This window comes from Providencia rustigianii DSM 4541, from assembly GCF_000156395.1.
Classification (GTDB): Bacteria; Pseudomonadota; Gammaproteobacteria; order Enterobacterales; family Enterobacteriaceae; genus Providencia; species Providencia rustigianii.
In genome coordinates this window covers 85,427-110,501 of sequence record NZ_GG703818.1, presented here as the reverse complement: position 1 = coordinate 110,501, position 25,075 = coordinate 85,427, and the positions used below count along the sequence as shown (strand labels likewise).

General features: G+C 43.1%; 24 protein-coding genes. 18 read left to right on the top strand and 6 right to left on the bottom strand.

The window, feature by feature from the left end:
• The first annotated feature begins 276 nt into the window (after nt 1-276).
• From dppA to PROVRUST_RS05570, 7 genes are all read left to right on the top strand, one after another.
• On the top strand, nt 277-1,887 hold the full coding sequence (dppA, locus tag PROVRUST_RS05600; protein ID WP_039854558.1) for a dipeptide ABC transporter periplasmic-binding protein DppA: 1,611 nt from the start codon (nt 277-279) through the stop codon (nt 1,885-1,887).
• Between the two features lie 177 nt (nt 1,888-2,064).
• Entirely contained in the window at nt 2,065-3,084 is a 1,020-nt protein-coding gene (gene dppB / locus PROVRUST_RS05595; protein ID WP_006813757.1) for a dipeptide ABC transporter permease DppB, read from the top strand.
• 11 nt (nt 3,085-3,095) lie between these two features.
• On the top strand, nt 3,096-3,998 hold the full coding sequence (dppC, locus tag PROVRUST_RS05590; RefSeq protein WP_006813756.1) for a dipeptide ABC transporter permease DppC: 903 nt from the start codon (nt 3,096-3,098) through the stop codon (nt 3,996-3,998).
• A 13-nt stretch (nt 3,999-4,011) separates the two neighbouring features.
• Nucleotides 4,012-4,992, top strand: a complete 981-nt coding sequence (gene dppD, locus PROVRUST_RS05585) for a dipeptide ABC transporter ATP-binding protein (RefSeq protein WP_039854553.1) — start codon at nt 4,012-4,014, stop codon at nt 4,990-4,992.
• Nucleotides 4,989-5,999, top strand: coding sequence for a dipeptide ABC transporter ATP-binding subunit DppF (gene dppF, locus PROVRUST_RS05580; protein WP_006813754.1), 1,011 nt, complete (start codon nt 4,989-4,991; stop codon nt 5,997-5,999). The genes dppD and dppF overlap by 4 nt, the downstream gene beginning before the upstream one ends.
• A gap of 195 nt (nt 6,000-6,194) precedes the next feature.
• Nucleotides 6,195-6,893, top strand: a complete 699-nt coding sequence (locus PROVRUST_RS05575) for a HAMP domain-containing protein (protein ID WP_039854550.1) — start codon at nt 6,195-6,197, stop codon at nt 6,891-6,893.
• Nucleotides 6,894-7,186: 293 nt separating this feature from the next.
• Nucleotides 7,187-8,722 (top strand): insulinase family protein, encoded by a 1,536-nt coding sequence (locus tag PROVRUST_RS05570; protein ID WP_039854547.1) that lies wholly within the window; start codon nt 7,187-7,189, stop codon nt 8,720-8,722.
• Nucleotides 8,723-8,769: 47 nt separating this feature from the next.
• Here the strand turns inward: PROVRUST_RS05570 and PROVRUST_RS05565 are convergent, their stop codons facing one another.
• Entirely contained in the window at nt 8,770-9,762 is a 993-nt protein-coding gene (locus PROVRUST_RS05565) for a serine hydrolase domain-containing protein (protein WP_039854544.1), read from the bottom strand.
• A gap of 252 nt (nt 9,763-10,014) precedes the next feature.
• Between PROVRUST_RS05565 and PROVRUST_RS05560 the strand changes: the two genes are divergently transcribed.
• A complete protein-coding gene (locus tag PROVRUST_RS05560; protein ID WP_006813747.1) occupies nt 10,015-11,073 on the top strand; it encodes an NAD(P)H-dependent flavin oxidoreductase in 1,059 nt (352 codons plus the stop codon).
• A 38-nt stretch (nt 11,074-11,111) separates the two neighbouring features.
• Here PROVRUST_RS05560 and yhjD read toward each other — a convergent pair whose 3' ends face one another.
• On the bottom strand, nt 11,112-12,104 hold the full coding sequence (gene yhjD / locus PROVRUST_RS05555; protein ID WP_050767610.1) for an inner membrane protein YhjD: 993 nt from the start codon (nt 12,102-12,104) through the stop codon (nt 11,112-11,114).
• Nucleotides 12,105-12,284: 180 nt separating this feature from the next.
• Nucleotides 12,285-12,686, bottom strand: a complete 402-nt coding sequence (locus tag PROVRUST_RS05550) for a DUF1090 domain-containing protein (RefSeq protein ID WP_006813745.1) — start codon at nt 12,684-12,686, stop codon at nt 12,285-12,287.
• A 227-nt stretch (nt 12,687-12,913) separates the two neighbouring features.
• Between PROVRUST_RS05550 and PROVRUST_RS05545 the strand changes: the two genes are divergently transcribed.
• The 4 genes from PROVRUST_RS05545 to darG all read left to right on the top strand — a co-directional run bounded on the left by PROVRUST_RS05545 (nt 12,914) and on the right by darG (nt 17,092).
• Nucleotides 12,914-13,756, top strand: coding sequence for a 23S rRNA (adenine(2030)-N(6))-methyltransferase RlmJ (locus PROVRUST_RS05545; protein WP_039854902.1), 843 nt, complete (start codon nt 12,914-12,916; stop codon nt 13,754-13,756).
• 117 nt (nt 13,757-13,873) lie between these two features.
• On the top strand, nt 13,874-15,226 hold the full coding sequence (gorA, locus tag PROVRUST_RS05540) for a glutathione-disulfide reductase (RefSeq protein ID WP_006813743.1): 1,353 nt from the start codon (nt 13,874-13,876) through the stop codon (nt 15,224-15,226).
• A 170-nt stretch (nt 15,227-15,396) separates the two neighbouring features.
• Nucleotides 15,397-16,038, top strand: a complete 642-nt coding sequence (darT, locus tag PROVRUST_RS05535) for a type II toxin-antitoxin system toxin DNA ADP-ribosyl transferase DarT (protein ID WP_006813742.1) — start codon at nt 15,397-15,399, stop codon at nt 16,036-16,038.
• Between the two features lie 13 nt (nt 16,039-16,051).
• On the top strand, nt 16,052-17,092 hold the full coding sequence (gene darG, locus PROVRUST_RS05530) for a type II toxin-antitoxin system antitoxin DNA ADP-ribosyl glycohydrolase DarG (RefSeq protein WP_039854900.1): 1,041 nt from the start codon (nt 16,052-16,054) through the stop codon (nt 17,090-17,092).
• An 86-nt stretch (nt 17,093-17,178) separates the two neighbouring features.
• Here the strand turns inward: darG and PROVRUST_RS05525 are convergent, their stop codons facing one another.
• A complete protein-coding gene (locus PROVRUST_RS05525; RefSeq protein ID WP_006813740.1) occupies nt 17,179-17,778 on the bottom strand; it encodes a glutathione S-transferase family protein in 600 nt (199 codons plus the stop codon).
• 50 nt (nt 17,779-17,828) lie between these two features.
• A complete protein-coding gene (locus tag PROVRUST_RS05520) occupies nt 17,829-18,527 on the bottom strand; it encodes a helix-turn-helix transcriptional regulator (RefSeq protein ID WP_006813739.1) in 699 nt (232 codons plus the stop codon).
• Nucleotides 18,528-18,750: 223 nt separating this feature from the next.
• Here PROVRUST_RS05520 and PROVRUST_RS05515 point away from each other — a divergent pair, with 223 nt between their 5' ends.
• From PROVRUST_RS05515 to PROVRUST_RS05490, 6 genes are read left to right on the top strand one after another with little or no spacing between them, the layout of a single operon-like run.
• Nucleotides 18,751-19,971 carry an ABC transporter substrate-binding protein gene (locus PROVRUST_RS05515; protein WP_006813738.1) on the top strand — a complete coding sequence of 407 codons (1,221 nt, stop codon included), beginning with the start codon at nt 18,751-18,753 and terminating at the stop codon, nt 19,969-19,971.
• A 47-nt stretch (nt 19,972-20,018) separates the two neighbouring features.
• Nucleotides 20,019-20,882: a carbohydrate ABC transporter permease gene (locus PROVRUST_RS05510; RefSeq protein ID WP_039854539.1), complete on the top strand. Its 864-nt coding sequence runs from the start codon at nt 20,019-20,021 to the stop codon at nt 20,880-20,882.
• A gap of 2 nt (nt 20,883-20,884) precedes the next feature.
• Complete coding sequence (locus tag PROVRUST_RS05505) at nt 20,885-21,697, top strand: carbohydrate ABC transporter permease (protein WP_006813736.1); 813 nt, start codon at nt 20,885-20,887, stop codon at nt 21,695-21,697.
• A gap of 12 nt (nt 21,698-21,709) precedes the next feature.
• The gene (locus PROVRUST_RS05500) at nt 21,710-22,759 is read left to right on the top strand and encodes an ABC transporter ATP-binding protein (protein WP_006813735.1); all 1,050 of its coding nucleotides are present in this window, start codon (nt 21,710-21,712) and stop codon (nt 22,757-22,759) included.
• Complete coding sequence (locus PROVRUST_RS05495) at nt 22,749-23,498, top strand: ribonuclease Z (RefSeq protein ID WP_039854536.1); 750 nt, start codon at nt 22,749-22,751, stop codon at nt 23,496-23,498. Before PROVRUST_RS05500 ends, PROVRUST_RS05495 begins: the two co-directional genes overlap by 11 nt.
• Nucleotides 23,485-24,510 (top strand): LacI family DNA-binding transcriptional regulator, encoded by a 1,026-nt coding sequence (locus tag PROVRUST_RS05490; protein ID WP_006813733.1) that lies wholly within the window; start codon nt 23,485-23,487, stop codon nt 24,508-24,510. Before PROVRUST_RS05495 ends, PROVRUST_RS05490 begins: the two co-directional genes overlap by 14 nt.
• 44 nt (nt 24,511-24,554) lie before the next feature.
• Here the strand turns inward: PROVRUST_RS05490 and mobB are convergent, their stop codons facing one another.
• A complete protein-coding gene (gene mobB / locus PROVRUST_RS05485; protein ID WP_006813732.1) occupies nt 24,555-25,073 on the bottom strand; it encodes a molybdopterin-guanine dinucleotide biosynthesis protein MobB in 519 nt (172 codons plus the stop codon).
• Nucleotides 25,074-25,075: the final 2 nt, after the last annotated feature.

The window sequence follows — 25,075 nt, the reverse complement described above, 5'->3', positions numbered from 1 at the left end:
CTCCCTATAAAAATCTATTCATTATTATTTCTGTGGTTTTAACGGCTACTTATTAAACATTTTGATAACATTTCAAACTGATTTTTTACTAAAATCATTCTTAATATGTTATTTAAGCTAAATGCTAGCAGTGAATGATGCTATTGACGAAATGGTTTCCAGTTGATTAATTGCTCAATGAATAACAAAAAATACAGATACGGAATCTGTCTTGTTCAAGAAGATTTCAGTATTCAATAAAACAACATAACACCACACGCCACAGGAGCATTACCAATGACGCTCTCTATGAAGAAGACAGGTTTTTTAACAGTCGGTTTAACATTAGCTGCATTAGCAGTTTCTGCGTCTGTACAAGCTAAGACTTTAGTCTATTGCTCTGAAGGTTCACCTGAAGGGTTTAACCCGCAGCTATTCACTTCTGGAACCACCTACGATGCGAGCTCAATCCCGCTATATAACCGCTTAGTTGAATTCAAGTTGGGTACAACAGAGATTGAACCGGGCTTAGCTGAAAGTTGGGAAGTGAGTGATGATGGGAAGGTCTACACGTTCCATCTTCGTAAAGGGGTGAAATGGCACTCGAACAAAGATTTCAAGCCAAGTCGCGATTTTAATGCGGATGATGTCATCTACACATTCATGCGTCAAAAAGATCCTAATCATCCATATCACAAAGTTTCTGGCGGAAGCTATGAATACTTTATGGGAATGGATATGGATAAGATTATCGACAAAGTGGAAAAAGTTGATGATAACACCGTTCGCGTAACTTTAACTCGCCCAGAGTCTCCGTTCCTAGCTGATATGGCGATGGACTTTGCATCAATCCTGTCTGCGGAATATGCAGACCAAATGATGAAAGCCAAAACGCCAGAGAAAGTGGATCTTAACCCAATTGGTACGGGGCCTTTTGAACTACAACAGTATCAAAAAGACTCCCGTATTCTGTATAAAGCGAATAAAAACTATTGGGGTAATGTACCGAAAATTGATCGTTTAGTTTTCTCTATCACGCCTGATGCTTCTGTTCGTTATGCAAAATTGCAAAAAAATGAGTGCCAAGTCATGCCATATCCAAATCCGGCTGATTTGGAACGCATGAGAAATGATAAAGAAATTACATTGATGGAACAGCCGGGTCTGAACGTGGGTTATCTCTCGTATAACGTTGAGAAAAAGCCACTGGATAACCAAAAAGTCCGTCAGGCACTATCTATGGCAGTGGACAAAGATGCCATTATCCAAGCGGTATATCAGGGTGCAGGCCAAAAAGCGAAAAACTTAATTCCACCGACTATGTGGGGTTATAACGACGGCATCAAAGATACTGAGTACAACCCTGAAAAAGCGAAAAAATTACTGGCTGAAGCTGGCTTCCCTGAAGGTTTTGAAATCGATCTATGGGCGATGCCAGTACAACGTCCATATAACCCAAATGCGCGCCGAATGGCTGAAATGATCCAAGCGGACTGGGCAAAGATTGGCGTTAAATCAAAAGTCGTTAGCTATGAGTGGGGTGAATACCTAAAGCGTGCGAAGAGCGGCGAGCCTCAAACTGTAATGATGGGTTGGACTGGCGACAACGGGGATCCGGATAACTTCTTTGCTACGTTATTTAGCTGCGCAGCTAAAAAACAAGGTTCTAACTACTCCAAATGGTGTAACCAGAGCTTTGAAGATGTGATTCAGCCGGCTCGAATGACCTCTGACCATAACAAGCGCGTTGAGCTATATAAGCAAGCTCAAGTTGTCATGAACGAGCAAGCGCCAGCGCTGATCATCGCTCACTCAACCGTGTTTGAGCCAGTGCGCAAAGAAGTCAAAGGCTACGTGGTTGATCCATTAGGTAAGCACCACTTTGAAAATGTAGATATTGATAAGTAATTGTTTTTAATCTGCAAATGCCCTTCGTTGCCTTTGCGTAACGGAGGGCGTTTTCTCCTCTGATGTCCAGAAGAAACAGATAGATTTGGTTATTTGTGAGCAGATGGAAACATTGTTTTTTCTGACTAGCCAAACGGACTAAGAGCCGTCAACGGCATTATTAAAGAGACTCAGGATATGCTGCAATTTATCCTCCGACGACTGGGGCTTGTGATCCCCACATTTATCGGTATCACGCTACTGACGTTTGCCTTTGTTCATATGATCCCGGGCGATCCGGTTACCATTATGGCGGGTGAACGCGGTTTATCACCTGAACGACATGCGTATCTCATGGCTGAATTAGGGCTCGACCAGCCACTTTGGAAGCAATATCTTCACTACCTGAACGGCATTATGCACGGTGATTTAGGGATTTCCTTAAAAAGCCGCATTGGTGTTTGGGAAGAATTCGTCCCACGCTTTTTTGCAACAGTGGAACTTGCCACATGCGCAATGATTTTCGCTATCTCGGTGGGAATTCCTGTAGGCGTTCTCGCCGCAGTAAAACGAGGCTCTATCTTTGATCATACGGCGATCGGGCTTTCTCTAACAGGTTATTCAATGCCGATCTTCTGGTGGGGGATCATGTTGATCATGCTGGTCTCCGTTCAATGGGATCTAACTCCGGTTGCAGGGCGGGTGAGTGATACCGTATTTATTGACGATTCAAATCCGCTAACGGGTTTTATGCTGATTGATACCCTAATTTGGGGAGAGGACGGGGACTTTAAAGACGCGGTTGCACATTTGATTTTACCATCAATTGTATTGGGTACCATCCCTCTTGCAGTCATTGTCCGGATGACACGTTCGGCGATGCTGGAAGTGTTAGGGGAAGATTATATCCGTACTGCAAGAGCAAAAGGTGTAAGCCGTGCTCGCGTAATTTTAATCCACGCTTTACGTAATGCATTATTACCTGTGGTGACGGTGATTGGTTTACAGGTTGGCGTCATGTTGGCAGGGGCGATTTTAACAGAAACTATTTTCTCATGGCCGGGACTCGGTCGCTGGTTAATTGAGGGGCTACAACGCCGAGATTATCCAGTGGTACAAGGTGGGGTTTTATTGATTGCAGTCTTGATCATTCTTGTGAACCTCTTAGTAGATGTGTTGTACGGCATCGTTAACCCTCGTATTCGTCATAAGAAATAAGGAGCGCGAAAATGTCTCAAACGACTGAATCTAAAGTTGTCAGCGCCCCTAAGCCGATGACGCCATTGCAAGAATTTTGGCACTATTTTAAACGTAACAAAGGTGCCGTTGTCGGGATGTTCTATATCATCCTGATGGTATTGATTGCGATTTTCGCAGGTGTGCTGGCTCCCCATGCGCCAGATGAGCAGTTCCGCGATTATTTACTCAACCCACCAGTGTGGATGGAAGGGGGAAGTTGGCAATTCATTTTAGGAACGGATGATGTTGGACGCGATTTACTCTCTCGCCTAATGTATGGCGCAAGGTTATCACTGTTAGTTGGCTGCCTCGTTGTTGTGTTATCTCTGATAATGGGGGTCACTATCGGCGTAATTGCGGGCTATTTTGGTGGTGTGATCGATGCTCTCATTATGCGCGCCGTGGACATTATGTTGGCATTACCTAGCTTATTATTGGCTCTGGTACTGGTGGCGATTTTCGGTCCTTCCATTGTTAATGCCTCAATCGCATTAACCTTTGTCGCTCTACCTCACTATATTCGACTCACCCGAGCGTCGGTGTTGGTTGAGGTGAACCGTGATTATGTCACTGCCTCTCGTGTTGCGGGGGCTGGGGCGCTGCGTCAAATGTTCGTTAATATTTTACCTAACTGTCTTGCCCCCTTAATTGTTCAGGCATCGTTAGGGTTTTCAAATGCCATTCTTGATATGGCTGCCTTGGGTTTTCTGGGAATGGGAGCACAGCCTCCAACACCAGAATGGGGAACCATGTTGTCTGATGTATTGCAATTTGCACAGAGCGCTTGGTGGGTTGTGACGTTCCCTGGATTAGCAATTTTATTAACTGTATTAGCGTTTAACCTGATGGGTGATGGTTTACGCGATGCATTTGATCCAAAACTCAAGCAGTGATGAGGTAAATCTAATGGCATTGTTAAATGTAGAACAACTTTCGGTTCACTTTGGTGACGAAGGAACCCCGTTTCGCGCCGTTGACCGCATCAGCTATAGTGTTGAAAAAGGACAGGTTGTTGGGATTGTCGGTGAGTCAGGTTCAGGGAAATCAGTGAGCTCTCTGGCTATTATGGGATTAATCGATTATCCCGGAAAAGTCATGGCACAATCCTTACTGTTCGATGGCCGTGATCTGCTATCTATTCCTGAAAAAGAGCGCCGACAAATTGTCGGTGCTGATGTGGCGATGATTTTCCAAGACCCAATGACCAGTCTGAATCCTTGCTTCACGGTGGGATACCAGATTATGGAAGCGCTGAAGGTTCACCAAGGGGGAAATAAAAGTACCCGTAAACAGCGTGCAATTGACCTACTCAATATGGTGGGAATTCCAGATCCACAATCACGTCTCGATGTTTATCCCCATCAATTATCCGGTGGAATGAGCCAACGAGTGATGATTGCGATGGCGATTGCCTGCCGCCCAAAATTACTGATTGCGGATGAACCCACAACGGCGCTCGATGTGACTATTCAGGCACAAATCATCGAACTATTGCTGGAATTACAGCAGCAAGAAAACATGGCATTAGTGCTGATTACCCATGACTTGGCCTTAGTTTCTGAAGCGGCTCACCATATTATTGTGATGTATGCGGGACAAGTGGTGGAATCAGCCAAAGCGAAGGATATTTTTAAGCATCCGAGACACCCTTATACCCAAGCGTTATTACGCGCCTTGCCGGAGTTTGCCAGCAATAAATCGCGTTTGGCATCGTTACCGGGGGTTGTTCCAGGGAAATATGACCGACCACAAGGTTGCTTACTCAATCCCCGTTGTCCCTATGCGACAGATCGCTGTCGAGAAGAAGAGCCAGAATTACAAACGATAGGGGATCGTCAAGTGAAATGCCATATGCCGCTGGATGATATGGGGAGACCAACATTATGAGTGAGCAACGTACAAATGGAACTCCGTTACTTAAAGCGGTGGATTTGAAAAAATATTATTCCATCAAAGGAGGACTCTTTTCAAAAGAGAAAACCCTAAAAGCGTTGGATGGTGTTTCTTTCGAATTAGAAAAAGGCAAAACCCTCGCGGTTGTTGGTGAGTCGGGCTGTGGTAAATCTACTTTGGGTCGCTTGTTAACCATGATAGAGCAGCCCTCTGAAGGGGAGCTATATTATCAAGATCAAAACTTATTAGTCGAAGATAAAGCGGCAGAAAAATTGCGTCGCCAAAAAATTCAGATTGTGTTTCAAAATCCTTATGGCTCCTTAAACCCACGTAAAAAAGTAGGACAGATTCTTGAAGAACCACTGATCATCAACACATCGCTGACGAAAGAGCAGCGTAAAGAAAAAGTGTTGTCGATGATGGCAAAAGTTGGTCTGAAAACAGAGCACTATAGCCGCTATCCACACATGTTTTCTGGTGGTCAGCGTCAGCGTATTGCTATCGCACGCGGATTGATGCTTGATCCTGATATCGTCGTGGCGGATGAACCTGTATCTGCACTCGATGTTTCTGTACGTGCGCAAGTTTTGAACCTGATGATGGATTTGCAGCAGGAGCTAGGACTTTCGTATGTGTTTATTTCCCATGACTTATCGGTGGTTGAACATATTGCGGATGAGGTGATGGTGATGTATTTAGGGCGTTGTGTGGAAAAAGGGACTAAAGAGCAAATTTTTAATAACCCTCTACATCCTTATACGCAGGCGTTACTTTCAGCAACACCTCGCTTAAATCCAGATATGCGACGTGACCGTATCAAGCTAACTGGCGAGTTACCTAGTCCGCTAAATCCACCACCAGGGTGTGCTTTTGCGGCTCGCTGCCGACGTGCATTTGGTACCTGTACTCAATCTCAGCCTGCGTTAACGAATTACCATGAGCAATTGGTTGCTTGTTTCGCCGTTGAAGAAGATGAAAAACAGGGTATTGCAGTAAATTAATCACCTAAAACGGCAGAAAGTAAAATTCTGCCGTTTATTTATACGGCTCTCATTCCCCATAGCGGTTAATTTGGAGATTATCCCAAATACGCAATCTTTCTTTTCTAAAGATGCTCTTTTACGTCTAAAATCAAGTATACTATTCCTCCTATTTTTTTCTTTGAAAAAACAGTTTGCATCAGGAAGGTTGTGGGAATGAACATCCGAGTCCAGCGCTCACTAACGTTTAAGAGTATGATCGTATTCTTTGTGATTACGTTACTTTTTCTCGCCCTTTTTTTAACTATTCAATTCACCTATCTTTTGGATCAGCGCAAGCAAGATTATCTAAATCAGCTGAGTAATGCGGTGGTTCAAATTCAAAAGCCATTAACAGATTCACTATTGAGCTCAGATTTAAATGAAGCGAAAAGGTTGTTAGTGAGCTTGAAGACTTCCGGGATTATGGGTAATGCGATTGTGACCGTTGATAATGTCACCGTCATGAATTTAAGTTTTTCGACGCCGAAACCGATCCCAGAATGGTCATTACCGATGATTGGTATCCCCGTGGAAGTCACGGTGCCCTTGTATGCGTATGGTACGATGGCTCCATTAGCTAAACCTCAAGGGTATTTGACGCTTCGGGTTGATTCGAATCGTGTATATCGTTTCGCACTGAATACCTTTGCGTTACTCACCACCACTTACTTGCTATTGGCATTGATTATTGCCATCGCGATGACTTGGTGTGTCAGCCGGATGATCGTGAGACCACTGCGTAAAATGGCCAGCGAATTACAGTCTTCTCAAGCGGTTAATCATCTGGAAACACCTGAATATCATCAAGATGATGAACTGGGACTATTGGCCAAAGGTTATAATCGTCAAATAAAACGACAAAATTCAGATTAAGCCATGAACATGTTCTGAGGTTTGTGGTCTAATATCATTACATATACCTATCAGATTGTTAGTGCTGAAGTTCGGGTGATTAATATGTTGATTAACAATGATAATGCTTCAGGTTGCTGAGGCGTGCCCAATACTCGCAATAACATGCAACGATGGTTTCTCGGGTATAGTGATAAATAGAAATTTGATAAAACCAAATTATGTCGCTTAACCTGATAAATTAGCGCTTTTCGTTAATTCATTTGTTGCAATTTACGGTTAAATACAAGGATATAAAAAACATAGGGGTCTACATGCAGGGCTTGAAAGTTCGGTATATTATCGGTGTTGTTCTCTTGTCAGTGACTGGTTTCTCCAGTGCTGAAGCATTACAACCTGATCCAGCATGGCAGCAAGGAAAGCTAGAGAATGGCTTTAATTGGCAGTTATTACAAACACCACAACGCCCAAATGATCGCATTCAACTTCGGTTAGCTATTAAAACGGGTTCATTGTCAGAAAAGGCCAGTGAAAAGGGTTACAGCTATCTGCTTCCTAGAATGGCGTTGTACCATCAAACTGAAGCGTTCCCAGCTAGCGTATTACAAGATTTTTGGCGTCAGGCTAGTGATCCTGACATGCCACTTCCTCCAGCGGTTGTCTCTTACGACTACACAATTTATAGCTTAAGCTTACCAAATAACCGTCCTGATTTAGTTAAACAGGCGTTAAATTGGTTAGCAACTTCGGTAGCTGGTGCAAAATATACAGAAACCTCGCTACATAACGGACTTACCGTTAAAAATCTTCCTGTTGCAACCTTACCTGTCAATGCCAATGATCCTGTTTGGCGTGCGCGTTTAAATGGGTCTGCGATGTTAGGTTATGACCCTGGTCAGAAACCAAACGGCAATGTGGATTTGGCGAGTGTGAATTCGTTTTACCAAAAATGGTATACCCCTGATGTGATGACATTATATGTCGCGGGTCATGTCGACGCTCGCATGTTATCAGACAGCATTACTCAAGCCTTCTCCCCTTTAGAAGGTAAGCGTTCTGAGCCTGTTGCGGTTGCAGTATTATCGGCAGTGAAGCCACAAGCCATCGATATTCTTCAAGAAAACCAATCAAAGGATACGTTATCGTTGATTTGGGATATTGATTGGTTGCCGATTAAGGATTCGAATGTTCTTCTACGTTACTGGGGTAGTGATTTAGCCCGTGAAGCGATTTATCGTTCATTACAGAGAACTTTTAACCAGAAGTTTCCTGGGGATGAAGTGACTTCTGGATTAGATTGCCGAGTACAATACCAAAAAGCGAGTTGTACACTGGCAGTGACTGCGTCACCAGAAAAAATGGCGGCAGTATCGGATGTGATGCTGAGTGAGCTAGCGACGATTAATCAGAATGGTATTGATCCCGAACTGTTTAATGCCATGATGAAAGAGAAACAACTGCAATTATCTCAGCTGTTTGCTGCGTACGCGCGTACCAGTACAGATGTATTAATCAGCCAGCGTTTGATTTCTCAGCAAAATGGTGTGGTGGATATCGCCCCAGAACAGTATCAATTGCTAAGACAGACATTCTTAGGCTCTCAGAATATTGATCAAGTGAATATGGAAGCGCGTCGTTTACTTTCTCAAGAGGCTGCAATTGTATTAGCTCAGCCAAAAGAAAAACAGACGATGGATGCCGAGCAAATTCGCCAAAAATTCACTCAAACTTTGTGGCCAACACTGCCTGTTCCTGTTGTTGATGCATCGCCAGAAGCTTCAAAAGTAGTTGAACAGCAAGAGAATGAGCCAGCACCAGCGTTGCCAATTCCCAAGCCGCTGACGCGTTGATTATTGTTTGTTTGGCATAGATAAAAATAGCCCTCTTGGGCTATTTTTTATTGAGCAGTCAGCAGCGATTCCACGGCATTAATCAACATACCTCGTTCATCACGATTATCCACAAAACCAGCAACACAGGTTTGAGTTTCAGGTTCGTAGTATGCTACTGATCCCCAAAAACCTAAGTGAAAGTAAAGTGTTATACCATTGACCTTTTTAGCCATTATACCAAGGCGATAATGTTCAGCTCCCTCATGAGTTCCCATTCTCAACATGGTATTCAAGGTTTCAGGACTAGTAAAAATCTTGCCAGTAAACAGTGCCTCAAAAAATAGTGCCATTTGTTTCGATGACATTACCAGGCCGCCGCCGCCATACGTATCCATTGACGGGTGCACATCTGTACAATCCAGTTTGCCCAAATATTGTCTAGCTCTAGGCTCTGTTGTCGTTGGTGCCTCCAAATATTCCCAATAGGCTGTTTTCAGCCCAACCTCATCAAATCTGAGTAGCTCCCTAACGGCCTCGCCAAGAGGAAGTCGGGTTGCACGTTCAATAATGTCCCCTAACAGAATGTATCCAGTATCGGAGTAAATAAACGCTTCTGAAGGGCCAAACAGCGGAAAATCTTGTTGAACATAGCGTTCAATTTGCTCTAAGCGGCTCCATTGATAATCCGGTTGCTTTAGAACATCTTTAAGGTAATTCGCATCTGCGTGATCCAGTAATCCGCTACTATGGCTCAGTAAATGGGCGATGGTTATTGCATCAATATCATATTTTTGAGCCAGTAATTGGCTAAATTTAGGGGAAATATAATGGGAAATACTGTCTTCAATGAATAATGCACCCATTTCTGCAAGACGCAGAATTGCTGCCGCTGTAAACGGTTTGGTATTACTAGCGATGCGTAGAGGGGTATCTATTGTTAAGGAATTTCCGACAAGATCATGACCTCTAGCACAGAATGAGCCAACACTGTTTTGACGTTGATTATGGTAGTAAAGCACCACACCGCAAGGTAAATCTGTTAACTGAGAAATTGACATGTCAGGCATCCTTTGGGATTAGATTCCAATATCTTAGCGAGTTTATTCGAGGAAAATGCATTCATTAAATGCGGTGAAGCGTTGAAGTGGATGATTACCACAATAAATGAGGTCAGCATCACATTCAAAGCGAAGAATTTTGCCTAGTGCTAATGGTCATTGATTTTATTCAGTGCTCAGGTATTTTTGTTCTTTCTATAAGAATAATAAGTACTCACCAACATCACATTGAAAGAAAGGTAAGGAAGCAGCATGAGTAATTCCGATAGATTTATGCGTCGCCTAGGTTTACGTTACCCGATTATCCAAGCGCCAATGGCGGGAGTTTCAACTCCCTCGTTAGCCGCCGCAGTAAGTGAAGCAGGTGGACTTGGCTCTTTAGGATTGGGGGCTAGCACTGTTGAACAGGCAAGAACGATGATGACAGCCACTAAAGCACTGACTGACCAACCATTTAATGTGAATGTATTTTGCCATCGTCCTCCTCAGCGTAATGACCAAAATGAACATGCATGGATCGAGTGTTTAACTCCCTTATTTCAACAATTTAATGCCATCCCTCCAGAGCAATTAAATGAGATTTATCTCTCATTTTTAGATAACCCTGAAATGTTGCAACTCCTTTTAGACATGAAGCCTGCGGTTGTCAGCTTCCATTTCAATATTCCGTCCCCCGAGATAGTGAAAGCTTTGCAGGGGCGTGGGATTTATACCATGGCGACGGCGACAAATTTGCATGAAGCTCGGCAGATTGAGCTGGCTGGTATTGATGCGATTGTTGCTCAGGGAATTGAAGCTGGCGGTCATCGAGGAATGTTTGATGTACAAGCAATAGATCAAGAATTAACAACAAATCAGCTGGTTATACAGCTGGTCAAACAGACACAATTACCGATTATCGCTGCTGGTGGCGTGATGAATGGCGAAGATATTAATGATGCGCTGGCAAACGGTGCGGCGGCTGCACAGCTAGGAACTGCATTTTTGTTGTGTCCTGAATCGGCAGCAACAGAAGGATATCGCCGCAAATTAAAAAGCCAGACATCAGATAATACGGTGTTAACTACCGCTATTTCAGGGCGTCCTGCTCGGGGGATTCTCAACCCATTGATTCAACTGGCAGAGCAATATGGTACCGACAAATTACCTGATTATCCCGTTGCCTACGATGTTGCTAAACAACTTCATGGGGCGGCTCTAAAGTGTGGAAATGATGGTTTTGCGGCTTATTGGGCTGGGCAGAAAGTGGCGAGATCTCGGGAAATGAGTGCAAAAACATTAATGGAAACATTGATTAAAGAAATGAGCTAAATAGCGGGGGAATGGGATTTCTCCATTCCCCAACTAAGTTAAGGTGCAATAACCTCTTCTTGGCTGCCTTTAGGCTCATCAGTGGCAATCCATGCCGCACAGAATAGTGTCAATCGCGCAAAGAAATAGAAAAACGCCATCAAGCCAAGTACCGAACCAAATGCGGCACCAGAAGGTGAGGATGCGAGGCTCGGTAAAATCCACGTCATCACCGATTTAATAATTTCAAAGCCGATAGCCGCCAATAATGTTCCTTTTAGGAGTGAACGGCGGCGGTGTTGCATACGTGGCAGTATCCAAAAAATCCATAAAAATAATAAGAAATTAGCGGCGATAGAAATGGTTAAACCAATCAGTGTCCATACGGGACGTAGCCATTCGATACTGTCTAAACCGAGTGTGCTGACAATCGTTGCTTGTGCCGATCCTGCTACTGAGGTAAGCGTAATGGTCACGATCAAGGCAATCAGTAGGCCAATCAAGGCAAAAAAATCACGTACGTAGCGGAAAATAATATTTTCTTGTTCTGCTTGGTTGTGTTCCCAAACGGGACGTGATTGCGCCAAAATGGCTAAGCGTAAGTTATTTACCCAGTTAACCCCAGAGTAGACCGCTAATGCTAAACCCGTTAACCCAACTGTGGTACGTTGGCGAATTGCGGTATCAATGGTTTGCTCCAGAGTATTTGCCAGAGTTGGGTCTGTAATATTGGCAGAGATTCCACGGACTAATTTCTCAAGCAATTCAGGGTTGCTAGCTAATACAAAACCCGCTGCTGCAAAGCTAAACATCAGTACGGGGATTAATGATAAAAAGGAAAAATAGGTAATCGCAGCGCCAAACTGATTTCCCATGCGGTCAGTAAAGCGTTGAGCAGTACGAATTAAGTGAGCGATAAAAGGAATATCACAAACAAAATCGACTACGCGCATGGAAAATGAAAGTGCTTTTTTACTTCCATCCAAGCTTTTATTGAGCGTGGATTTGAGTTTACTTTCGTCTTTTGGTTGTTCATTTTGCATGTTTGACATGCGTTCCCCTTTTTTCACTACTTATCAAAATATGCTTATAATTCACGGTGCTAGATTATTTTATACTATAGCTTAAGTTTGCCGATAATTTCACACTAATGCCGTTATTGATCCAAAATTCGGCATTAGCGTGAAAGAAAAGTCAGAAAATAATGATTTGATTAAGTGGTGATTTTTTAATTACAGAGCATCTTTAAAGGTTTTTAATTCTGCTTCAGCTTCTTGAAGTTCGGTTTTGGCTTCAGCTAATTTACGTTCACGTTTGGCGACTTTATCGGTATCCCCTTTCTGAATACTTTCTTGCAATTCAGCTTCACGTTCTTTTACTTCTTGCAGTTTTTCTGCCACATCTTTTTGGCTATCTTTATACAGTGATTCTGGAGTGCAATAGCGATTAACGTTGTCTAGTGCTCGCTGTAAACCGTCAAGGCGATGGTTATTACCATTAGCTTTGGCGTATTCAATTTGCTTTTCAATATTCTGTTTTTTGATTTCACAGCCATTAGGTGATTTAGCGGCTAATGCATGAGTATTTAATGAAAAAATAGCAAGAATCGATGCTGCAACAAATACTGTTTTCATTTGTTTTCCTTATAGAGTTTCTAATTTAATTTAGGGTAACTTTTTATATAAAAAAGGTCATGCAATATTTGTTGTGTTTTGAAGCTATGACAATTACCTCTAATTTTAGCTATAATGGCGCGAAAGAATTTATTCGGTCTATTTTTTATTCAACAGACCCTCTTTACAGACTCTATTTAATAGCCGAAAAAGTGGCTGTTAAAAATCCCTCAGGAAATAAACGCGACATGTTAAGTTATCGTCACAGCTTTCACGCAGGCAACCACGCAGATGTTCTTAAGCATACTGTTCAGAGCCTGATCATTGAATCTCTTAAAGAAAAAGAGAAGCCCTTTCTGTATCTGGATACTCACTCCGGCGCGGGTCGTTATCAATTAACGAGTGAGCATTCAGAAAAAACGGGTGAATATCTCGAAGGGATTTCGCGTATTTGGGATCAACCAGATTTACCAGAAGAACTGCAACCCTATATGAGTATCGTGCGTCGTTTAAATGAAAACGGTCGTTTACGTTATTATCCGGGGTCCCCATTATTGGCTAAACATTTGCTGCGTGAGGACGATAAACTGATTTTAACGGAATTACATTCAAGTGATTATCCGTTATTGCGTGCTGAATTTTTAAAAGATCACCGTGCGCAAGTCTCCCGTGAAGATGGTTATCAACAATTAAAATCAAAACTACCACCACAAAGCCGTCGAGGCTTTATGTTGATGGACCCGTCTTATGAGATGAAGTCTGATTATGAAACGGTCGTGAAAGGGGTTGTTGAAGGTTATAAACGCTTTGCTACTGGTACATACGCCATCTGGTATCCTGTTGTTTTACGCCAACAAATTAAGCGTATGGTGAACCAGTTAGAAGCGACTGGTATCCGCAGAATTCTTCAAATTGAATTGGCAGTACGCCCGGATAGTGACCAACGCGGTATGACGGCTTCCGGTATGATCGTGATTAATCCGCCTTGGAAACTTGAACAGCAAATGAAAAATGTATTGCCATGGTTGCATAAAACGCTGGTGCCAGAAGGCACTGGGCATACATTAGTTGAGTGGATTGTACCTGAGTAACAATAGACTCTAGCTATTGCAGTAACAGGCAATAGCTATCTTAAATGTTTATGTTTACATAGCATAATAAGAGAATATTAACGTATTCGTAATTCAACAAATGGGAATCACCAAGTTATGAGCAAACATTACGACTATATTGCAATTGGCGGCGGTAGCGGCGGTATTGCGTCAATGAACCGTGCGGCGATGTACGGACAAAAGTGTGCCCTGATTGAAGGTAAAGAGTTAGGTGGCACTTGTGTTAACGTCGGTTGTGTACCGAAAAAAGTGATGTGGCATGCAGCGCAAATTTCTGAAGCAATTCGCGCCTATGGTCCAGACTATGGTTTCGATACCACTATCAATGATTTCAACTGGAAGAAATTAATTGAGAGCCGTACTGCTTATATCGACCGTATCCACCAATCTTACGATCGCGTACTTGGCAATAACAAAGTCGATGTGATCAAAGGTTTTGCTCGTTTTGTTGATGCCCATACTGTTGAAGTTAATGGCGAAATTTATACGGCAGATCATATTCTGATTGCAACGGGCGGTCGTCCGGTGATCCCAACCATTCCTGGTGCAGAATACGGTATGACTTCCGATGGTTTCTTTGAACTAGAAGCCTTGCCAAAACGTGTTGCGGTAGTCGGTGCGGGTTATATTGCAGTTGAATTAGCGGGTGTATTAAATGGCTTAGGTAGCGAAGCCCATTTATTCGTGCGTAAACATGCGCCACTGCGTGCTTTTGATCCGTTAATTGTTGAAACCTTAGTTGAAGTGATGAATACCGAAGGTCCAACACTGCATACCGAGTCTATTCCAAAAGAAGTCGTGAAGAATGCCGATGGCTCCCTGACCTTGAAACTTGAAAATGGCCATGAGCAAACTGTCGATGCGCTGATTTGGGCGATTGGTCGAGAGCCAATGACTGATAATCTGAATCTTGAAGCGACCGGTGTAGAGCTAAATGAAAAAGGCTACATTAAAGTCGACAAATATCAGAATACGAATGTTGCTGGTGTTTATGCTGTGGGTGATAACACGGGTGCAGTTGAGCTGACGCCAGTTGCGGTTGCTGCAGGTCGTCGTCTGTCTGAGCGCCTATTTAACAATAAGCCGGATGAACATTTAGACTACAGTAATATCCCAACCGTGGTATTTAGCCATCCGCCAATTGGTACTGTAGGTCTGACTGAACCTGAAGCTATCGAGAAATATGGCGCAGACGCGGTGAAATGCTACAAATCTTCATTTACTGCAATGTATACGGCAGTCACTTCCCATCGCCAACCATGCCGCATGAAACTGGTGTGTGTCGGTGAAGAAGAGAAGATTGTAGGTATCCACGGTATTGGATTTGGTATGGATGAAATCCTGCAAGGCTTTGCGGTCGCACTGAAAATGGGCGCCACCAAGAAAGATTTCGATAACACCGTCGCTATTCACCCAACTGGTGCAGAAGAGTTTGTGACAATGCGTTAAGTTTCATTTAACTCTCTTTAGCTATAGCAAAAGGCGCAGCGTCAATCTGCGCCTTTTGGCATTTTAGGATAGAGTTATTGCATTAATATCGTTATGTTCATTTAGAGCCGTTTTACCGTCTGATTTTTTAAATGTATTTAAATAAGGCGAGTTAAGCACAAGGATGATTAATGAGCATACCGAAAGAACCCAAAATATATCATATTGTTCATGTTGATAGATTAAGTTCAATTTTTGCTTCAAATGGATTGCTATGTGATGCTGAAGTTATTTTTCAGAATTTATCTGGAACAAATATAGGTATCAGCAATATAAAAAAGCGTCGACTTACCGAACTACAATTATCAAGCCATTCGAATTTATATGTTGGTCAGTGTGTCCCTTTCTATTTCTGTCCTCGCTCTATCATGCTGTATGTCATACATAGAGGAACAAATACAAACTTAACATATCAGGGTGGGCAAAACAGCATTATACATCTTCAAGCTGACCTTTATGCTAGCGTTCAATGGGCAAAAAAACATAAGAATAGGTGGGCATTTACGTTATCTAATGCGGGCTCTTATTTCTTTGAGGATAGATGTGATTTATCACAACTCAATCAGCTTGTTTGGCAGGATATTCAGGCAACTCAATGGCAAAATTGCAAAGAAAACAAACAAGCTGAATTCTTGATGGAGCGTTATTTTCCGTGGCATCTAGTGGAACAAATCGTCGTTCATTCTCAAGATATACAACAAAAAGTTATCCAATTATTAAGGATGGAAGAACATCGACCACCTGTTACAATTAAGTCTGACTGGTATTACTAAGGAGGCCGTGAAAGTGATTGAAATAACTCGAGGTGATCTTTTACGTGCTGATGTAGAAGCCATCATAAATACGGTCAACTGTGTTGGAGTTATGGGGCGAGGTATTGCATTACAGTTTAAAAAAGCCTGGCCTGATAACTTTAAGGCTTATGCTGATGCTTGTAAGAAAAAACAAGTTCAGCCTGGAAAGATGTTTATCTTTACTACACAAGAATTAGCTAACCCTCGCTTTATTATTAACTTTCCCACTAAACGTCACTGGCGTGGAGCTAGCCTTATTGAAGATATCGACTCAGGCTTATCTGCACTGGTAAAAGATATTCGAAAGCTGGGTATTAAATCAATTGCGATTCCTCCACTAGGAGCGGGTTTAGGTGGTTTAGATTGGACTATTGTTCGTCAAAAAATTGAAACGGCGATGGAACCTTTAGATGATGTTCATGTGCTGATTTATGAGCCCTCAGAAGACGTAGGAAATGTCAGAGTTGCTCAGCAACAAGAAATACCAAAGATGACCACTGGTCGTGCTGTATTGATTGAGTTAATCCAACGATATTTAAAAGGTTCTCTTGACCCATCCATATCTTTATTGGAGGTTCATAAATTATTGTATTTTATGCAGGAAGCAGGTGAGCCATTACGATTAAAATATCAAAAAGCACATTATGGTCCTTATGCGGAAAATTTACGTCATGTATTAAATATTATTGAGGGACATTTTATTTCTGGCTATGTTGATGGTGGGGATATACCCAATAAAGAACTTCACTTGATTTCTGGCTCGGTTGAAATGGCACAAAAATTTTTACAGCAGTATCCAGAGACTCGTGAAAGATTTGAAAGAGTCTCTGCTCTTGTTGAGGGGTTTGAATCTCCTCAAGGATTGGAGCTGCTAGCAACAGTACATTGGCTGCATAAATATGAACAAGCAAAAACAACTCAGGAATTACTTGCCGCTTTGGATGAATGGAATGAAAGAAAGCAAATAATGACGGAAAGACAGGTACAAATTGCCAAAGAGGTACTGAGTACTAAAAACTGGCTGGTAGAATAAGCTGACTTGATGGCGGTACAAAGTCTGAAGACGATATCTCCAGACTTTGATATAAAATACTTTATATTATTAAATCTATCTTGGGTTTACATTCCCATCAGCGCCGCAATTTCTGGATGGGTTGATAAGTTATCCATATACGTTTGCATAGCTGGAGTGGCGGCGTAGTTGCAGTATTTAATTAAAAACATCACAAAGCAGCCTACATAGACATCAACAGCGGTAATTTTTGCTCCGCAAATATAGGGTTTAGCACTTGCTAAGCCTATCTCTAGCGTGGATAAAGTACGTTCAACGGAACCGAAACCGAATGATTTTTGCTGCTCTTCATTTAATTCAACGCCTAAATCTCGAACGGTAAATGCAGATTCAATTGGACCCGCCGTAAATAAAAACCAACGATAGTAAGCGCCTCTTTCAGGGCTATTCAATGCAGGTGCAAATTCCTTTTCGATAAATTTATCGGCAAGATAAAGACAAATAGCGGCACATTCCGTGACCACCACATCACCATCAACTAACGCCGGGACTTTTGCCATCGGATTAATGGCAAGGTATTCCGCGGTATGCATCTCTGCGCCGTAAGCTAATTCAATTCGCTTATAGGGAACGCCCATCATTTTTAACAGTAAATCGACGGTATTACCGCGGGACATGGCATTGGTAAACAGAACTAGCTCGCTCATCTTGGTTTTCCTTAAATGAAGTAGAAAACCTACTATAAGGGAGAGCTGTGTCAGAAATTGTCAGGAGTGTCACAGAGAATTTCTTGTTTCCAACGGGCGAGTAAATAGCTTTTTGGGTACGGCAGGGCATCACTTAAAACTGTATAAGATTGAATTCTATCGAGGCGAAAATGACGATAACTTCGACGTAATTCACACCATGCCGCCAGCACTTGGGTCTCTTTCATATAGCCGATGGCAATAGGCCAAATGACCCGTGAACTGGCTTTTCCTTTGATATCTGAATAATCCATTTTTGCCTTGCGTTCTTCTCGCAGGCTAAAGCGTAAATCTTTGGCTATCTCATTGTTAATACTTTCAAAATGTGTAGTTGGGGCAAACAGCGTATTGCGGTTGAGGATCGCTTGAGATTCTTTAGCCACCACTGAGTTAATTTTATTAATCGCGCGTATTGCGGAGTTTTTCAGTTCCTCATCTGCATTACTTTGTACCCAGCGTAAGCCCAAAATTAGTGCTTCCAACTCATTTTCATCGAACATTAGTGGAGGCAGTAATAATCCACTTTTTAATTGATAGCCAATGCCAGCTTCCCCAGTGATCTCTGCACCTTGATCCCGTAATGACTCGATATCGCGATAAATAGAGCGAACGCTAACACTTAATTGGGTGGCGAGAGAATCAGCCGTCACCGGATAGCGTTTTTCTTTTAAGATTTGTAATAGTGTCAATAAACGCTGGGTACGGGTCATGGAATTCTCAGTTAGGACGTTATGCAGTGAATAGCTCACCATACTAAAGAAACCCGCTTTTTAATGCCAATCTTCTTATATGCACTCCACGAAATCTTCACCGTACATTCATCTTACTGTCATCTTTCAGCCGTAGCCTGCCATAGCAATTTGAACGCGCGTGCAAAAAATATCATCCAACAAAAGCTCGTATAACAAGATAGAAAAACACTAGGAGAAGCAAATGGTTAAGCGCACATTATTGGCATCGGCTCTTATCGCATCCACCTTTGGAGCCAGTGCCGCCGAGTTAGTGATTGCAGGACGAGATAGTGGCTACGGTGATGCCATGCAGTTTGTGGTGGACGAATATAAAAAAATTAATCCAAAGACGGAAATCACATTAGTGAAACGCCCAAGTAAAGGGCTGTATGAAAGCATTGTGCTCTCTATGCGAGAGAAAACAGGTAATTATGATGTGGTTTTAATGGATGATACTTGGGCGCCTGAGTTTCTCGCTAATAAGTGGTTATCTCCATTACCTAACTCGCTAGAAGATAAGGATTTTATTCAATCTACTCTAGATATTGGACGTAACCCTGATGGTAGCGGAGCGACTTATGCGTTACCCATGGTGGGAAATGTTGCGATGTTTGCGTGGAACAAAGATTTGTTTGACCAATACCAATTAAAACAGCCACAAACATGGACGGAAGTTCTGAGCTCGGCAAAAACCATTAGTCAGGATGGTAAGGTCAATGGAGTGGTTTATCGTGGCGTTAAAGGCAACCCAATCGTGACGGGATTTTTGCCAATTTTGTGGGGATATGGTGGCGACGTTGTCGATAGTAATGGCAAACCAACATTAAATACGCCGCAAGCTAAACAGGCTTTAGAGACTTTCTTAGCAATGAAGCAATATGCGCCGAAAGGCGTGGATGTGTATAACGCTGATGAAGTGCGCGATGCATTGCAAAAAGGCACTGCGGCGATGGCCATTGAAGTGTGGCCAGCGTGGGTTCCCGATCTCGATAATGCCAAGGTGTCTAATGTGGTTGGTAAAATGGAAATGATGGCGCCACCAGCACAAACAGGGCAACCGTCGCCAATGCTCGGAATTTGGCAACTGGCTATCCCTGCTGATGCAAAAAATAAAGCGGAAGCCGAACAATTCTTAGCTTTTGCAAGTAGTGCCGCAATGCAAAAAGCGTTAGCGCTGAATTTTGGGACACCACCGACTCGCCAAAGTGTTTACGCTGATCCGCAAGTGGTAAGCAAATATCGTTGGTATCCACAGCAAGCTGCCGCATTACAAGCAGGCAAAGCACGCCCGCGTATCCAAAACTGGGCAGAAGTCGAAAGTATCTTAGGAGATTTTCTTCAAATGGCAATGATGGGGCAAATGACTTCAGAGCAAGCTTTGCAACAAGCCCAGAAACGTATTGAGCGCACCACCAAAAAATAAAATTGCTTCAATGGCGCTAGCTTTTAGCGCCTTTATGGATGCTGAGTATGTTATTTGAAAACCGTAAGCAGTTATTTTGGCTACTGTTACCCGCGCTGATTATGTTGGGACTGTTGACCCTGTATCCCATAGTATCCGTGCTGTATAACGCCTTTGGACAAATGGACTATATCGATGATAGTTACCATTTTATTGGCTGGACGAATTTTTCTGAATTATTCGATGATTTCTTCTTTTTAGCCGCAATAAAAAATACCTTTATTTTTACGTTGGTTGCGTCCATCGCCCAAGTCTTACTTGGATTGTGGCTCGCATTGCTGTTTAACCGCCAGTTTTATGGGCGCAAATTTGCATTACCCATCATTATCTATCCGATGATGCTTTCTACGCTGGTGTGCTCTTCAATTTGGCGCTCTTGGTATAACTACGATTTTGGTTTCTTAAATAGCGTATTGGTCAGCATGGGGTTACCTCCTCAAGAGTGGTTGTTTAATCCAGATTTAGCGCTGTATGCCATCGCATTGGTGGATACCTGGCAATGGACGCCAATGGCATTTCTGATCATTTTGGCCGGGTTGCAGTCGATTCCTAAAGATATTGGTGAAGCTGCTATGGTGGATGGTGCGAGAGGCTGGAAATCCTTTATTTACATCACATTGCCACTGATTAAAAAACAACTGATGCTGGCATTTTTATTACGCTCAATCGACACATTCAAGCTTTTCGACAAAGTGTATGTGATGACGGGGGGTGGGCCGGGCAACTCCACCGAAACCTTATCCATGTTTGTGTATAAATACGGCTTCCGTTTCTTTGATTTGGGTATGGCAAGTGCAGCTGCATTAGTGATGCTAGCTATTTCATTACTAATGACGCTGATTTATGCCCGCAACGTGATGAAAGGGAGCTGACCATGAAAGCAAGATTACACACTGTTGTTGTTTGGTTGGCGGTATTGATGATGGCGCTACCCATTATCTGGATGTTTGGCACGGCCTTTAAATCGCCTGGAGATATTTTGCAGTCCGGAGTTAATTTATTGCCTAGGGAACTGAGTTTATCTGCGTTTGAAAAACTTTTTGAAGGCGATTTACTGCGTTTAGTCGGTAATACCGTGCTCATTTCTACCGGTGCTACTGCGGTCTCTATCCTATTGGCGTTCTTTTGCGCCTACGCGCTTGTTCGATATCGCTTTCCCGCCAAACTGGATAACGTGTTTTTACTCGGGGTGCTGATTATCAAAATGATGCCGCCGATTGTCATTGCTATCCCTCTGTATTCGTTAATGAACCAAGTTGGGCTACTGAATACTCGCATCGGACTTATTTTGTCTTATCAGGTGTATACCTTGCCATTTTGTATTTGGATGTTGCTGGGTTTTATTCGTGATATTCCCCTCGAGATTGAGGAAGCGGGAGCGATGGATGGGGCAAATCTATTGCGTCGATTAGGCTATATCGTATTTCCACTGTGCGCCCCGGGTTTAGTGGCAACCGCCATTTTTTCCATGATCCTCGGCTGGAATGAATTTTTATTCTCGCTGCTATTTATCCACACACCGGACAAATTCACCATTCCATTATTTATCTCCAACTTTATGACCGAAGACGGCACTGCATGGGGAGAAATGATGGCAATTGGCATTGTCTCGTCATTACCCATGTTGGCGTTGGCGGGTTACATGCAGCGCTACTTATTACGTGGCTTTTCGATGGGATTGAAATAATAGGCATTTATCATGAAAAAACTCGAATTGATTAAGTTAGGTAAAAGCTACACAGGACAGCGGGTGATCCCTCAGGTTGATTTATCCATTGAGGCGGGGGAGTTTGTGGTATTTGTGGGACCTTCGGGCTGTGGGAAATCCACATTATTACGGATGATTGCTGGGCTAGAATCAATTACCGACGGTGAGTTACGACTTAATGGCCAGCGTTTAAATGATGTTCATCCTTCTTTGAGAAAAGTGGCGATGGTATTCCAATCCTATGCGCTATATCCCCATATGAGTGTGGAAAAAAATATGGGGTTCCCACTTAAAATGGCGGGGATCGGTAAAGAGGATATCACTCAAAAAGTACGAGCGACCGCTGAACACTTACAGTTAACGCATTTACTTAACCGCTTACCTTCTGAACTTTCGGGGGGACAACGTCAGCGTGTGGCGATTGGTCGTGCCATTGTACGTGATCCCGAGTTATTTTTGTTTGATGAACCGCTGTCTAACCTCGATGCTAAGCTAAGAGGCGAAATGCGTATCTACTTGAAAAAACTACATCAGGCCTTGAAAGCGACCATGATTTACGTCACCCATGACCAAGTAGAAGCTATGACGCTGGCAGACCGTATTGTGGTTCTGAACCAAGGTCGTATTGAACAAATTGGCACCCCTGAAACATTGTATAACCAGCCTGCTAATAAATTTGTGGCGTCATTTATTGGCTCTCCGGTGATGAATTTTATCGATCCACAAACCTTACGCGAATTAAAAATCACCAAGATCTTTTCAGAAGAAACTGCGGTTATCGGTGTGCGTCCAAATCAAGTCGTTGTGGATAGCGAATGTCCCGATGTATTAATGCCAATTTCGGTGGTGGAACCTTTGGGGCATTCTCGCCTGTACTATGGTTCATTTCCGGGCGGCTCGCCTTTTTTAGTGGAAAGCAACCATATTTATGATGTTGGTGATGCTTTACCCATCAGCTTGTCGCGCTCAATTTTGCATTTATTTGATCAGCAGGAACAACGGATTGAACTGACTAATACAAGGAATGCAGATGCTGCCTAATTTTCAGGTAACCGTGGTAGGAGCTGGCGATGCGTATGATTGCGAACGAACTAACGCCAGCATTTTAGTGGAAGAGTCCGGTTTTAAATTGTTGGTGGATTGTGGTCCAACAGTACCCCAGAAAATGTTCAAAATGCATCAAGCGGATGAGTTGGATGCGATTTATATCACGCATTGCCATCCTGACCACTGCCTTGGCTTGACCTCATTATTAAATTGGATGGATAGTTATCGGCGTAAACGCCCACTGACTATCATCGCTCAACAGGCTCAGTGGGAAATCTTGGCGCCGTTATTGCATTTTGCTCACTGGCCAAAACCTCAATTAGGGTTTGAGATTATTAGAAAATATAGTGAAGAGATTCAATCGATTGGCTCTTGGAAAGCCACTACGTCGCCAACACAACATTCAGTCAGCAATTTAAGTTTGCATCTCACTAGCGGCTCAGGACATCGATTATTTTATTCCGGTGATGGTGAAATATCCCTACAGGGTGAACAGCTTGCATTGCAAAGTGATTGGGTATTTTTGGAATGTGAAACCTTAAATTCTCACCCTAGCCATGGCTCGTGGCACTCCATACAACAGCGGTTTCAGTGCCAGACACCAAAACCCAATAGCCAATGGCGGCTGTATCACATTGAGCCGCGCTATCGTGAAAAATTGAGCCAGCATATTGTGCCTTATGATTTTATTCAATTGGCTGAGCAGGGAGAAATACTCCATGATGCCCAGTAAAAAAATAACCGCTGAGGATGTTGCCGAAGCTGCGGGTGTCTCTCGTTCCTCGGTATCTCGCGCCTTCACGGATGGGGCGAGTATCCATCCTCAGAAGCAGAAAAAAATCCTCGAGGCAGCCAAGCAACTCGGTTATCAACCCAATTTTTTTGCTCGAACATTGAGTATGCCTACTCAAAAAAAACGCTCCAATATTGTGGCGATCTTAGTGAGTGATTTATCGAACCCGTATGAATCCTATCTGTTTGAGGTTTTATCGCGAACGTTACAGAGCCATGGAAAACAGCCGATGCTGCTGAATGTGAAGCTGGAGGATGACCTCGATGAGGCAATCTTACGGCTATCGGGGTATCAAATTGATGGTGTCGTTGCAGTCGTTGGTTCTCTGCCCGCTGACCATTTTCAGCAGTGTTTGAAATTGTCTTTACCGCTCATCACGTTAGGTCGTTCAGACACCACAGGGATTATTCCCTCAGTACAAACGGATAATATGTTAGTGGGAGAAATGGCGGCGGAGCATTTGCTGAGCTTAGGATTGAGAAAGTTTGGATTTCTTGCTGGGAGGCAGGATGGACAAGCATCCAACGAGCGTTATCAAGGATTTAAACGGTGTTTGATGGCGGCAGGCGTGACGGAGTCAATTTACCTACAGGCGGGTAGTTATAGTTATCAAGCTGGATTTGACACGGCTTGGCAGCAAAGAGAACCGTTAATGCTGTTAGACGGCATATTTTGCGCTTCAGATTCACTTGCCATGGGGCTGATGGATTGTTGTCGTCAAAAACTAAATTTGTCTATTCCCCAACAATTGAATGTGGTGGGGTGTGATGATATCCCGATGGCGGCATGGCAAGGTTATCAACTAACCACATTAGCACAGCCAGTGAACGGTATTGCTCAGCACGTATTAGCCTTGCTTGAGGGGATTTGGATGAAGTCAGAGGATAGCCCCAATATGGTGAGGTTGGCTCCGGAATTAAAAGTGCGCGAAAGCACTAAAATGAGAGGATAGATAAAAACGCCTAGGGTTAGGCGTTTTTATGAGTTGCGGATGCGTTATTGGCTTTTTTGCCACCAAGAAACGATATAGTCGGCAATTTGCTCTGGGTTATTTATATCCAGTTGTGGCACGTTAGTATCGATGATTTCATTACTGGCCACTGCGACCACAAATTCATCAATTAAACCATTAAGCGGTTTACCTACTTCCGATCTAAACAGAGCGATTTTGTCGATCGGTTCGCTTTTAAATCCTTCTACCAAGATCAGATCCAATGATGTTGGATCGAACCGGCTGGCAAGGTAATTGAGATCCATTTCATCGCATTCAGGGGTTTCAGTCATGAGCGCCCAACGCTGATTACTGGCAACTAAGGTTTGGTCGGCACCGGCTTTACGCAGTTCGAAGCTGTCTTTACCCGGCTTATCCACTTCCATGTCGTGATGGGTATGTTTAATCAAACCTACACGTACATTGCGCTGTCTCAGTAACGGAATCACTTTTTTTAATAAGGTGGTTTTTCCCGTTCCGCTATAGGCGGTGATCCCGAGGAGAGGTAAGGTATTCTGGTTCATAG